Below are 13,111 nucleotides of genomic sequence, written 5' to 3'. Positions count from 1 at the left end.
CGGTCCTCCCGGCGGACAAGAAAACTGTCACCCATCTAATCAGTCCATTCTGTTACCTATCTATCCGGTTCGGACACCGGGCACTTCTCCCCGTATAGCGACGGGGAGAAGGACGCCCTCGTCGATGGTTTCGCCAGTCGTCCAGGTTGCAAGAGAATGCCCGAGTCCGCGTTCAGCTCTCTTCTCCCCGTCACTATACGGGGAGAAGGTGCCGGCAGGCGGATGAGGGGCGGCGCTGTGCTTGCAAAGCTATCGAACTGTTCCTAGCCACCTCGTAGAGAGGGTGCAAACCCTTGCTGGTCCTCGCCGCTTCGGTTAGGACACGCCCACTCGCAATATGTCATCGATTACTTAGCAAAAAAGACCCCAGCCCATGGCCGATAAATCGGAAAAGACGAAAGCGCGACTGCCGCGCGGTTTTGCCGACCGCAGCGCCGAGGACATCCGCGCAGTCGAGAAGATGATGGCGACGATCCGCTCGGTCTATGAGCTTTATGGCTTCGAACCGGCCGACCAGCCGCTGATCGAATACACCGACGCGCTCGGAAAATTCCTGCCCGACCAGGACCGGCCGAACGAAGGCGTGTTCTCCTTCCAGGATGACGACGACCAGTGGCTGTCGCTGCGCTACGACCTGACCGCGCCGACGGCCCGTTTCGTCGCCGAGAATTACGAGCGCCTGCCCAAGCCTTACCGCAGCTATCGCTCCGGCTGGGTGTTCCGCAACGAGAAGCCAGGCCCCGGCCGCTTCCGCCAGTTCATGCAGTTCGACGCCGACACGATCGGCACGCCGGGCGTGGCCGCCGACGCCGAGATGGCGATGATGATGGCCGACGTCATGGAAGCGCTCGGCATCAAGCGCGGCGACTACGTCATCCGCGTCAACAACCGCAAGGTTCTGGACGGCGTGTTGGAGGCGATCGGCCTTGGCGGTGAGGAGAATGGCGGCCGCCGGCTGACGGTCCTGCGCGCGATCGACAAGCTGGACAAGCTCGGGCCGGAAGGCGTGAAGCTTTTGCTTGGCCCGGGCCGCTGGGACGGCGGCAAGGAGGGCGAGGGCGACTTCGCCAAGGGCGCCGGGTTGAACAACGGGCAGGCCGAGGCGGTTCTTCTCGCGACCGCGAGGACTATACAGGCCGGCCAGGATTCCATGGTCAGTTCGAACGCCATCTACCAGGAAGGCGTCGGCGAACTCGCCACGATTGAAGCGCTGGTCAGGGCGGCAGGATATGGCGAGGACCGTATTGCCATGGACCGCTCCGTCGTGCGCGGCCTCGAATACTACACCGGCCCCGTCCTCGAAGCCGAGCTTCTGGCCGAAATCCCCAACGAAGACGGCCAGATCGTGCGCTTCGGTTCGGTCGGTGGCGGCGGGCGCTATGATGGCCTGGTGTCGCGCTTTCGTGGAGAGCCTGTGCCGGCGACCGGCTTTTCCATCGGCGTCTCCAGGTTGATGACCGCGCTGAAGAACCTCGGCAAGCTCGACGCCTCGGACGTGATCGCGCCTGTCGTCGTGCTGGTCATGGACAAGGACACCGACAGCCTCGGCCGCTACCAGAAGATGGTGGCGGAGCTGCGCGCCGCCGGCATCCGTTCCGAAATGTATCTCGGCGGCGCCGGCATGAAGGCGCAGCTCAAATATGCCGACCGGCGCGGCTGCCCGGTCGCCATCATCCAGGGCGGCGACGAGCGCGCCAAGGGCGAGCTGCAGATCAAGGACCTGATCGAAGGCGCGCGCATGTCTGCCGAAATCACCGATAACGCCGAATGGCGCGCCGCCCGCCCGGCGCAGGTGACGGTGGCGGAAGGCGAGCTGGTCGCTGAAGTGAGGAAGATTTTGGCGGCGCAGGCCGAGGAGAGGGCACGTGGCGAGTAGAGGTCGCGTTGGCGCCTCTGGTTTGGGACCAGAGGGTCGTGCAGCACTGAGGTCAGCAAGTTGACCTCCCGCACCCCCGCCATCTCCACCGACATCACCAACCTCTTCGCCACGCGCAACACGCACGCCGTCGAGGTCGCCATATTGCAGCCGGCGGACCCCTTCCTCGACATGGCCGGCGAGGATTTGCGCCGCCGCATCTTCCTCACCGAAAGCGAGACCGGCCAGACATTGTGCCTGCGGCCGGAATTCACCATTCCGGTCTGCCTTGATCACATAAGTTCGCAGGCCGGCACGCCGCGCCGTTATTCCTATCTGGGCGAGGTGTTTCGACAGCGCCGCGAAGGCGGCAACGAGTTCTTCCAGGCCGGCATTGAGGATCTCGGTGACCGCGATACCGCTGGAGCCGATGCCCGCTCGGTGGCCGATGCGCATGCGCTGCTGTCGCTGGTGCTGCCCGGCCAGGCGCTGGCGATCACGCTCGGCGACCAGACCATTTTTGAGGCGGTTCTGGCTGCTCTCGGGCTGCCGCGCGGCTGGCGCATGCGCCTTGCCCGTGCGTTCGGCTCGGCGCCGATGCTTGAGGCGGCTCTCGCCGATCTCGCCAACCCGCCGCGCAACAGCCAGCTCTCCGGTCCAGTCGCCGCCCTCGTCCTCGACGGTGATCTGGACGGTCTTTCCGCCCATATCGCCAGCGGCATGGAAGAGGCGGGCCTGTCGGCGTCCGCCGGACGCGCGCCGTCCGACATTGCCCGGCGGCTGATCGAGAAAGCCGAGTTGCGCAGCGTTCGGTTGTCGAGCGAGGCCTTTTCCGCGCTGAAGGATTTTCTGGCGATCGACGTGCCGCTCAATAGCGCGGCCCAGGCACTGGAGACCTTCGCCACCGGCGCCGGGCTGTCGCTCGATGTTGCGCTGGAAAAGTTCGCTGCCCGCGCCAAGGCGATCGAAGCGCATGGCTTGCCGGCCGAAAAAATCCGCTATGACGCCGCCTTCGGTCGCCCGCTCGATTACTACACCGGCCTGGTTTTCGAAATCGCGGCCGACAATGGCGACAGGCCGCTGGTCGGCGGCGGCCGCTATGACCGACTGCTGACCTTGCTTGGCGCGAAGACGCCTATCCCCGGCGTCGGCTTTTCTGTCTGGCTCGATCGCATCGAGGCATTGCGGGAGACGGCCCCATGATCACGCTGGCAATCCCGTCGAAAGGCCGACTGAAAGAACAGGCGCTGGAAGTACTGGCCAAAGCCGGCCTCGCCGTCAGCCTGCCCGGCGACGAGCGCAAATACCACGCCCGCGTCGAGGGTCTGGATGATGTCGAAGTGGTGTTCCTGTCGGCTTCCGAAATATCAGGCGAGATCGGCCAGGGCGCCGTCGATCTCGGCATCACCGGCGAGGATCTGGTGCGTGAAAACCTCGCCGATTGGGAAAGCCGCGCCGAAATCGTCGCCCGTCTCGGCTTCGGCAATGCCGATGTGGTGGTGGCTGTGCCGGACATCTGGCTCGACGTCGACACCATGGCCGATCTCGACGACGTCGCCGCCGATTTCCGCCAGCGCCATGGCCGGCGGCTGCGCATTGCCACCAAATACTGGCGGCTGACCCAGCAATTCTTCTCGCAGAAGCACGGCATCCAGGTCTATCGCATCGTCGAAAGCCTCGGCGCTACCGAAGGCGCGCCGGCGGCCGGTCTGGCCGATGTCATCGTCGACATCACAACCACCGGCTCGACGCTGCGCGCCAATCATCTCAAGGTGCTGGGCGACGGCCTCGTCCTGCGCTCGCAGGCCTGTCTGGTGGCGTCGAAGAAGACACGGGCGGCGGCCGATGAAGCGGTCCTGCGCGACATCGCGGCGAAGATGGCGGCTGCGGTCGGATAGGAATTATTTCCTTGACCGGTGAGGGCAGCTATGCTACATTTTTGCCCATGGTGCTGATTTGCGCCGGTGACCCGCCGCCCAGGCGGGTTTTTTCGTTTTGGCGCGCTTCGTCAGCCAACGCGAAGCTCCGGAGCATCGTTGACCGGATCGTTGCCCTGCCTCGACTATCGGCGGGATTTCCTCCACTCCGGCAGGCTGATAGGCTCGGCTAATGCATGTCGCCCAAAGTGATCTCGGTTTTGGGAGAACGACATGCATAAAAGCAAGGACCTAGAACGCGTCGCATGATTCTGTTTCAGCGCGACGCACTTAGTCCCGGGAGGAGAGAGCGATGCCGGTCAATCTCGACGAGCTGAAGAACGCCAGCAATTTGCGTGGACCCGGAGCGCGCGCTGGCGGTGTCTTCGTCGCACCCGTCGACAACAGGGCGCATGTCTCTGGAGAACGCAGCGTGCCGCTGCTCGACAAGACCATCCCCGCGCTGTTTTCCGACACCGTCAGCAAATACGGCACGCTCGACGCCGCTGTCTTCGTCGATCAGGACAAGCGCTTCACCTGGAGCGAACTGTCGGACACGGTGGACGCGCTGGCTGCCGGCTTCCTGGCACTGGGGTTGGCAAAGGGCGATCGCGTCGGCATCTGGTCGCCCAACCGCTGGGAATGGCTGGTGACGCAGTTCGCCACCGCCCGCATCGGCCTGATCCTGGTCAACATCAACCCCGCCTATCGGTTGACCGAGCTCGACTATGCGCTGAACAAGGTCGGCTGCAAGGCGCTGGTCACCGCTGCCAAGTTCAAGACGTCAGACTATCTCGGCATGATCGAGACGCTGGCACCCGAGATCGCGAAGGCCACGCCGGGCAAGCTCAAGGCGCAAAAACTGCCGGCGTTGAAGATCGTCATCCGCATGGGTGATGAGAATTCGCCCGGCATGTTCAATTTCGGCGACGTGCTGGCCATGGCCGGGCGTGACGAGCATGACAGCCTCGACCGCATCTCGGAGAAGCTGAAGCCGGGCGAGGCCATCAACATCCAGTTCACCTCAGGCACCACGGGAGCCCCCAAGGGCGCGACGCTGACCCACAACAACATCATCAACAACGGCAATTTCGTCACTTCGGCGATCAAGCTGACCGTCGACGACCGGCTGTGCATCCCGGTGCCGCTTTACCACTGCTTCGGCATGTCGATGGGCACGATGGGTTGCGTCTCGAAAGGCGCCACCATGGTTTTCCCGGGAGAAGGGTTCGACGCCGGCGCCACGCTGAAGGCAGTGGCTCAGGAACGCTGCACCGGGCTCTACGGCGTGCCGACCATGTTCGTCGCCCTGTTGGATCATCCGGATTTTTCCGCCTTCGATCTCTCCAGCCTGCGCACCGGCATCATGGCCGGCTCGCCATGCCCGATCGAGGTGATGAAGAAGGTGGTGTCGCTGATGCATATGGAACAGGTGACCATCGCCTACGGCATGACCGAGACCAGCCCGGTGTCGTTCCAGAGCGGCGTCGACGACCCCTTGGAAAAGCGCGTCTCGACCGTCGGGCGCATTCACCCCCATGTCGAGGTCAAGGCGGTCGATGCCGATGGCGCTACCGTTGCGGTCGGCGTACCGGGTGAGCTTTGCACGCGCGGTTATTCGGTGATGAACGGTTACTGGGACGACGACGACAAGACCCGCGAGGCGGTCGACAGCGACGGCTGGATGCACACCGGCGACCTCGCCACCATCGACGCCGAGGGCTATTGCAACATCGTCGGCCGGGTCAAGGACATGGTCATCCGCGGCGGCGAGAACGTCTATCCCAGAGAGGTGGAGGAATTCCTCTACCGCCATCCAAAGGTCAAGGAGGTGCAGGTGTTCGGCATTCCCGACGCCAAATATGGCGAGGAGCTGTGCGCCTGGATCGTACTCAAGCCCGGCCAGATTGCCACCGAGCAGGAGGTCAAGAACTTCTGCGCCGGCCAGATCGCCCACTACAAGATCCCGCGCCACATACGCTTTCGCACCGAATTGCCGATGACGGTGACCGGCAAGCCGCAGAAGTTTTTGATGCGCGAGGCGATGGTGGAGGAGCTGGGGTTGGTGACGCAGAAGACGGCGTGAACGGGTGAACGCTTCGATCTGTCGGTGCGCGAATGCAGCCACGGTTCGCAGCAGCGCGCAGGGGCTTGCATGAGCGGTTTCGGACGTTCGATGACTTCATATGCGATGCCGCTGGCCGCTTTGGTGATGGCTGTCGCCGTCAGAGCCGGCGGGCTGTCGGCAGACGAAGGTTCGCTGAGCGCCAGGATACTCGTCGGAGCGCTTTCGAGTGCGATTATGTTCACCACCATTTTCGTGGTCCTCGACCACGCCGAGGCGGTGGCTCGGCGTGTAGGAGAGCCCTACGGCACATTGGTGCTGACTTTTGCCGTGACGGCAATCGAGGTGTCGATCATCGTTTCCATGATGCTGCATGGAGAGAACAACCCTACGCTTGCACGTGAGTCTGTCTTTTCAACAGTGATGATTGCATCCACCGGCGTCGTCGGCACCTGTCTCGCGCTTGGCGGCTGGCGTCATCGCAAGCAGGCAATTGTTCGACAAGGGACCAGCGCATATCTCGCGGTTCTGATCGCGCTGACCATCATGACGCTTATTCTGCCAACCTACACACAAGCTACGGGGCCGGGCACATTTTCGGCAGCTCAACTTGGCTTTGTGAGCGTGCTTTCGGTGCTGCTTTATGCAAGTTTTGTGTTCGCGCAGACTGTCCGCCACCGAGAAGACTTTGTCGAAGGGCAGGCCCACGGTGTTTCGCTGCGGACTGCCCCTCACGAAAGCGTCTTTGCCGGCGCATTGCTGCTTTTGATCGGGCTGATTGGCATTGTCATGCTCGCCGAGCAGGTCGCCGCAAGCGTCGAGGATACGCTCGTTGCCTATCAGGTGACACAGGCTGACAGCATTGTGGGGGCATTGATCGCCGGGCTGGTTTTGATGCCAGAGGCAATTTCCGCGGTTCGCGCTTCACTCAACAATGAGCTGCAACGCGGTTTGAATGTCGCGATGGGTTCCGCTTGCGCCACAATTGGTTTGACCATACCGGCGGTCGCAGCCGCCAGCCTGCTGACGGGAAGAGGGTTAACCCTGGGGCTTCCAGCGACTGACACAGTGCTTTTGATTTTAGCGCTCTTCATATGCAATGTGAGTTTTAGCACTGAAAGAACAACATTCTTGACGGGCGCTGTCCATATCGTGGTATTTCTTACATATATATTTCTTATATTTGTACCATGAAAACTTTGGCCCAGGCTGGTAATTAGATGCGGCACGAGGCAGCCGCCAACGGACTGCTTGGGTTCATCAGCCTGGAAGCCGACAGCGAGCTGCAGACGACCGCCCTTTGCCTGAGATGACGTTTCCGCTTCCGCGCCGAATTGCCGGTGACGGTGACCGGCAAGCCGCTGAAGTTCCTAGGAGCGTGAGGCGTCGGGATCATTCCCCGTCCAGACGCCGCCGTTGTGAAGAGGGGGTCGTTCAGCAATTGACGCAGACGCGTCAGGCGGGCCGACAAGGCCGATTGGGTAATGTTCAATCTCGACGCCGCATGGGTGACGTTCTGGTGCTTCAACAGCGCGTCGAGTGTCAGCAGCAAGCCAATGTCGAAATCCGATAACCGTTTCGTCAATGGGACCTCGAACCAGCAGGGGGGACCTCGAAACAGCAGGCGCTATTCAATCGGTAGCAATCTCTAGCACGGTTCCGGAGACTGAAGGACATGCGGCTCCAGTCAATCCTGCAATGGCTTCGAAGTTCCTTTCCCGCGCGGTCGGGTTACTGAGGTGACGGCAATCGGGACGGCTGGTCCGGGTAGCCTTGACGACAACAAGACCCGCGAGGGGATGATGCCGACGGCTGGATGCACATCGTGGAACGTCCGGTTTCAATACGGGGAGCACTAAGAGGCGAACCGATGTCGAGTGCTCAGCCGGCATGTGCTTCGCATTAGCGAGGTTCAGCCTCGGACGCCGCAGCCGTCCGTGCCGGCTTCAGTTGCCAGAATGATCTGACGAGAACATCGTCGGCATAGATCGCGTCATCGAATTGGGACTGCCCAAGCGCTTGGACCATTGTCGGTCGATCCCCGAGCAGCGAGACGCCAAATGCAGCCTTGCCATTCGGGAGCGGCACGCCTAGAGCGTCCAAAATAGTCGGGAATATATCGACCACGCTCGAAAGTCCGGTATATGTGCGGGGGCGAATGCCATCGCCCGACAGGGAGAAAAAGTTGCGTCTTTCAAACCTGTTCAACTGATCCGTCACCGTGCTCGGCGCGCTGAGGTGATCGCTTTGCAGCACCAGAACGGTATTCGCCATCAGCCCTTCTGCCTCGGCTTTGTGAATGAAGTCCGCGATGAGCATGTTCGTGCATTTGACGGCATGGAGAATATTGGGGGCTTGCGGAGAAAGTCCGGTCTTGCCGATGCATTTGTCCGTCAGATAGCCGTCCATCGCGTGCCCACCACTGACGGCGATCGTCAGCGCGAGCGGTTTGCCGTCTCGCTGCGCGCGCCGCAAAATGTCGAAACTCATATCCAGAACCTGGGCGTCGCTGGCGCCAAAAGTGCTGCCAGACCCGGCGACGGCAGCGACGACTTCCGATCCCCCAAAAAGCGATGAGTAGCCATGGGTGGCATAGAATGCCCCCTGACCGGTGAAGCCGAGTGGCCAACCGGAAACGAAGCTCTGCCGATAGCCCCGCGACTTCAGGACGTCGCCCAAGCAGGTCAAGCCTGGCAGGAACTGCGAATTCTCCTCCAGATACTCGCGGGTTGTGAAATACGACATCAGCAGCGGCGTTCCACAATTCGCGGCGACCATGCCCGCGATGGAATTGTTGGTGTAGGCCAGCTGCACCATGTTGGTCGCTGAGAGGCTACGCCTGTCGAATTCGAGCAGCGGACCCATGACATCGCCAAACGTCGCCTCGTTCATGTAGGTGCGTTCGGCGCTCTCGATGAAGATATGTATGAGGTTCTTCGGCACGGCGGTCACGGACGCCCCCGCGGCCGGTTTCGTCAACGAGGTAATATCGACGAAGTGCTTGGACAGGAAATCATGCAGCGGGTTGAGATGGACCGCCGCCGCGATCGGGCGCGTCAGCATCGGGTTTGCCGCCAGGAAGAACGCCATCAGGGCGACGTCTAATCTCCTTGTCAGTGTGCCGCGCGCCTTTAGCGCGCCGAGACCGAGAAGCACGACCAAGATGACCAGTATCGTGTTTCCGGTGTTCATCAAACATTCAAGAACGACGCCGGGGGTAAGAACCCCGGCACCGACATGCATGAACATCGCGGCCCAATCGAAATAGCCGAAAACGCTTTCAAGATAGACATAGAAAAGAAACAGGAAGCAGGGGATGAGCGATAGATAGATGCTGAACCACCTGCGTCTTGGCTGATCTGTCTTGGCGCCTTGCTGACAATCCAGCAACAGAAGCGCCCACAGAGCGCAAAGGCCAAGGATGACAAGCAGCCTTTTCTCCGAGAGATTGATTAGCGATACGAGCCAGGTGAGCGAGCCCACCGTCGCTGCGCTAACCAATGATGCGATTGGCCTGGAAGAAACCGCAGGAATTCCGCGCATGCCTTGCACTCGAACGGTGATGTCCGAAGTGAATATCGAGAACCATTTAAAACTATACTAAGGAGATGCAGAAAATTTTTCCTCATTGAACGATCTGTTAAGTTAGAAAAAGCTAATGTCGTAGGGCGAAAGCAACCTGCCTTTTAGGGTGCCGGACAGCCATAGAAGGCTGGTCCGCCGTGATGTTCTAAGGTAGGATTAAAGTCTTCTTGGCGGGAGTAATGCTTGAGTGATACGAAATCCAGCTTTAGACGGCGTCAGGGCACTCGCCGCGATGCTGGTTGTCGTGCATCACTCCCAGAGCCCATGGATGCCTGGCGGCTTCATCGGCGTTGACATCTTCTTTGTCTTGAGCGGATTTTTGATCACGTCGCTCTTGATGCGAGAGGCCGACAGTACGGGCACCATCGCGATCGGAGCGTTTCTGCTGCGCCGCTCAGTTAGGCTGATGCCGCCCCTTGTTATGTTGCTTGCCGCAGCCCTGATAATCGGGCCGCTATTCTGGCCGGACGTCCCTATTGGGCTGATCGTCGCTATCTCGATTCTGTATCTCGCGGACTATGTAAGTGCGCTCCATGGCGTCATTCCCCTGCTTGGTCACACATGGTCGCTTGCGGTCGAGGAGCATTTCTACCTGATCTGGCCGATGGCGGTGCTGGGGCTGGCAAAGCTCGCCCAAAGGTCAAGGATCAAGGCGCTTGCGATAGCGTTCGTCGTGGCAACGCTTTGGCGGCTGGGCAATGCTTATCACTACACCGAGTTCGAGATGACTGCTTTCCGTTTCGACACTCGGCTCTCTGGTCTGCTGTTGGGCGCATTAGTGTCTGTTTCGGGCATCAGCCTCAAGGGTCGGCACGCCAATATCGTAGGGCTGTCGTCTTTGGGTGCGCTTGTGGTTCTTGCGTTCGTGGCAACACAAGAGCCTGTATCGACCGCCTATCTGCAACCGCTTATCGACATGGCGTCGGCCGGCCTCGTCGTGTCGCTGCTCAACAATGAAACGATGATAGCCCGTGCTTTTGCATGGAGGCCGATCGTCTATATCGGCATCATCTCGTATTCGGTCTATCTATGGCACTATCCGATTTCCAGAGCGGCGTTGATGTACACCAACGACTGGCGCATGGTCCTTGTCGTGACGCTTGTACTTTCGCTTGCGATCGCCGCACTGTCTTGGACCTTCCTCGAAAAGCCGTTTCAGTCATGGCGGCGAAATCGCTTCGCAATGGCCTAATCCGGCTTATCCGTCGCCCTACGCAAATGCGGCTTCAACACCTGAAAATCCGGAGCTTCACTTACGCGATCACGGAAAAGCACATACACGACTGCAACCGAGCATCCGAGCAAGCTCAGCGCCCGTCTACGGTCCCAATCAATCTGCGGCACTCATGCAATGGCCGGTTCAAGAAATGGCAAAGCTGGTCGCAACGTCAGCGATGCTGCACAAAGTTGCCATCTAAGGCCGAGCCTATTTAAGTCGTCATTGGGGAATAGAAGACTTGGCGGTTCCATTATGCCAAGCACGAAGGCGCGGGCCATGGCCGCGCCTTTTCATATTCAGCCTTCCGAAGAGCTCAGTCCTTCTCGAAGATGCGCGCCTTGGCGACGACACCGGCAATGGCGCCGCCGATCAGCGGTGCAACGATGAACAGCCAGAGCTGGCCGATCGCGGCAGTTCCCGAAAACAGTGCCGGACCGATCGAGCGGGCCGGGTTGAGCGAGGTGCCGGTCACCGGGATGATGGCGAAGTGCAATCCTGCCAGCGTCAGGCCGATGACCAGTCCGGCGAACGCCGTCGAGTGCTTTTCCGCCGTGACGCCAAGGATCACGGTGACGAAGGTGAAGGTGCCGATCACTTCCCACAGGAATGCCGAGCTGACACCCCATTTCGTCACATCCCAGCCATTGGCGCCGAAGCCGGTGGTGTGTCCGCCAACCTGGCCGGAAACGATGATCCACAACGCCAGCGAAGCAAGGACGCCGCCGATGACCTGCGCGATCCAGTAGGGGATCACGTCCTTGGCCGGCAGCCGGCCGGCAAGGAAGACGCCGAGCGTCACCGCCGGATTGAGATGCGCGCCCGAAATGGGGCCGATCGCATAGGCCGCCGCGATGAGGCCGATGCCGAACGCCAGACCGATGCCTTCCTGGCCGAGCGGCAGCGCGCCGCCGAAGCCGCCCGTCACCACAGAAGCCGTACCGATGAACACCAATAGAAATGTGCCTAGAACTTCCGCCAGATAAGTCTTCATTGCCCTCTCCTCGTGTCGATCCGCCGGTCCACCTTTGCGCGCCGCGAATCACAACCGGAAGAGTATTCGCAACCAGAAAACTTGGAAAGCAGAGCGGTTGTGCAGGCCGACCTGCTTGTGCGCGCCGGTTGCGCGCTCTAGAGCAGGGCCGGAATAATTTTCTGCGTGACGGAACAAGACCATGCGACTGGGCGGACGACTGGCTGCGGCCATCGAAGTGCTGGAAGACATCGGCCGGCGCCACCGGCCGGTGGCGGACGCGCTGAAGGATTGGGGCCTGTCGCATCGCTTCGCCGGCGGCGGCGACCGTGCGGCGATCGGCAACATCGTCTATGACGCCTTGCGCCACAAGCGTTCCGCCGGCTGGCTGCTGGGGCAGGACACGCCGCGCGCCATCGGCTTCGGCGCGCTGCTGCTCGAATGGCGCCAGACGGCACAATCGCTCAACGAGGCGCTCGATGGCGACAAGTTCGCACCGCCGCTGCTGACCGCCGCCGAGCTTCAGGCCATCGCCGAACGCCGGCTTGACGATGCGCCGGCCGCGGTGCGGGCGGATGTTCCGGACTGGTGCGCGCCGCTTTTCGAGCGAGCCTTTGGCTCGACCTGGGCCGACGAGGGCGCCGCGCTGGCAACGCGCCCGCCGCTCGACCTCAGGGTCAACACCTTGCAGGCCAACCGCGACAAGGTACTGGCCGAACTGACGGGAACCGGCGCGAAACCCTCGGCAATCGCGCCACACGGCATCCGCATCCCGCCGATCGACGGCGACGGCCGGCACCCGAACGTGCAGGCCGAGCCGGCTTTCCAGAAGGGCTGGTTCGAGGTCCAGGACGAAGGCTCGCAGATCGCGGCCGCCCTTGCCGGGGCCGAAGCCGGCATGCAGGTGCTGGATTTTTGCGCCGGCGCCGGCGGCAAGACGCTGGCACTGTCGGCTTCGATGGAAAATCGCGGCCAGATCTTTGCCCATGATGCCGAAAAAGCACGGCTGGCGCCCATCTTCGACCGCATCCGCCGCTCTGAAAACCGCAATGTCCAGATCGTCACCAAGCCGGCCGAACTCGCGCCGCTCGGCAACCACATGGACATCGTGCTGGTCGACGCGCCTTGCACCGGCAGCGGCACCTGGCGGCGCCGTCCCGATGCCAAATGGCGGCTGACGCAAAGGCAGCTCGATGCACGCAAGGGCGAGCAGTCGGCGATCCTCGATGCGGCCAAAGTCTATGTCAAACCAGGCGGCCTGCTGGTCTACATCACCTGCTCGGTGTTTGATGAGGAAAACGGTGAGCAGATCGCGGCCTTTCGGAACCGTAACAGCGGCTTTGTTTCCGTCGACCACCGCCAGCTCTGGGACAGCCGTTTTCCCGGCCATGAGGCAGCCGCACGTATCGGCGCCAAAGGCGACATCTCGCTGTCGCCGGCGCTCAGCGGCACCGATGGGTTTTATCTCTGTGCGTTACGCAGATCGGCCTGAATCCAATTC

Annotated in this window: 10 protein-coding genes; 7 read left to right on the top strand and 3 right to left on the bottom strand. The window is 61.4% G+C overall.

Annotated elements, in window-relative coordinates; genetic code table 11:
• The first annotated feature begins 373 nt into the window (after positions 1 to 373).
• The 5 genes from hisS to AC0L24_RS21440 all read left to right on the top strand — a co-directional run bounded on the left by hisS (position 374) and on the right by AC0L24_RS21440 (position 7,030).
• Positions 374 to 1,876, top strand: a complete 1,503-nt coding sequence (gene hisS, locus AC0L24_RS21460) for a histidine--tRNA ligase (RefSeq protein WP_127396370.1) — start codon at positions 374 to 376, stop codon at positions 1,874 to 1,876.
• 60 nt (positions 1,877 to 1,936) lie between these two features.
• Positions 1,937 to 3,058, top strand: a complete 1,122-nt coding sequence (locus AC0L24_RS21455) for an ATP phosphoribosyltransferase regulatory subunit (protein ID WP_127318596.1) — start codon at positions 1,937 to 1,939, stop codon at positions 3,056 to 3,058.
• Positions 3,055 to 3,753 carry an ATP phosphoribosyltransferase gene (hisG, locus tag AC0L24_RS21450; RefSeq protein WP_127272183.1) on the top strand — a complete coding sequence of 233 codons (699 nt, stop codon included), beginning with the start codon at positions 3,055 to 3,057 and terminating at the stop codon, positions 3,751 to 3,753. Before AC0L24_RS21455 ends, hisG begins: the two co-directional genes overlap by 4 nt.
• 331 nt (positions 3,754 to 4,084) lie before the next feature.
• Positions 4,085 to 5,857, top strand: coding sequence for an AMP-binding protein (locus tag AC0L24_RS21445; protein WP_127807758.1), 1,773 nt, complete (start codon positions 4,085 to 4,087; stop codon positions 5,855 to 5,857).
• A 69-nt stretch (positions 5,858 to 5,926) separates the two neighbouring features.
• Positions 5,927 to 7,030, top strand: coding sequence for a calcium:cation antiporter (locus AC0L24_RS21440; protein WP_128289546.1), 1,104 nt, complete (start codon positions 5,927 to 5,929; stop codon positions 7,028 to 7,030).
• 22 nt (positions 7,031 to 7,052) lie between these two features.
• Here AC0L24_RS21440 and AC0L24_RS21435 read toward each other — a convergent pair whose 3' ends face one another.
• Positions 7,053 to 7,421 carry a helix-turn-helix domain-containing protein gene (locus tag AC0L24_RS21435; RefSeq protein WP_127807756.1) on the bottom strand — a complete coding sequence of 123 codons (369 nt, stop codon included), beginning with the start codon at positions 7,419 to 7,421 and terminating at the stop codon, positions 7,053 to 7,055.
• A gap of 317 nt (positions 7,422 to 7,738) precedes the next feature.
• Positions 7,739 to 9,379 (bottom strand): sulfatase-like hydrolase/transferase, encoded by a 1,641-nt coding sequence (locus AC0L24_RS21430; RefSeq protein ID WP_127807755.1) that lies wholly within the window; start codon positions 9,377 to 9,379, stop codon positions 7,739 to 7,741.
• Between the two features lie 229 nt (positions 9,380 to 9,608).
• Between AC0L24_RS21430 and AC0L24_RS21425 the strand changes: the two genes are divergently transcribed.
• Entirely contained in the window at positions 9,609 to 10,613 is a 1,005-nt protein-coding gene (locus AC0L24_RS21425; protein WP_127807754.1) for an acyltransferase family protein, read from the top strand.
• A 340-nt stretch (positions 10,614 to 10,953) separates the two neighbouring features.
• Here AC0L24_RS21425 and AC0L24_RS21420 read toward each other — a convergent pair whose 3' ends face one another.
• Complete coding sequence (locus AC0L24_RS21420; protein WP_013530368.1) at positions 10,954 to 11,631, bottom strand: MIP family channel protein; 678 nt, start codon at positions 11,629 to 11,631, stop codon at positions 10,954 to 10,956.
• Positions 11,632 to 11,812: 181 nt separating this feature from the next.
• On the opposite strand from AC0L24_RS21420, the gene AC0L24_RS21415 reads away from it, so the two are divergent.
• Complete coding sequence (locus tag AC0L24_RS21415) at positions 11,813 to 13,102, top strand: RsmB/NOP family class I SAM-dependent RNA methyltransferase (protein WP_127807753.1); 1,290 nt, start codon at positions 11,813 to 11,815, stop codon at positions 13,100 to 13,102.
• Positions 13,103 to 13,111: the final 9 nt, after the last annotated feature.

It is taken from the genome of Mesorhizobium sp. WSM4809 (genome assembly GCF_055811655.1).
Note: the sequence above shows the minus strand (reverse complement) of the source record. Positions and strands in the feature narration are given on the sequence as shown.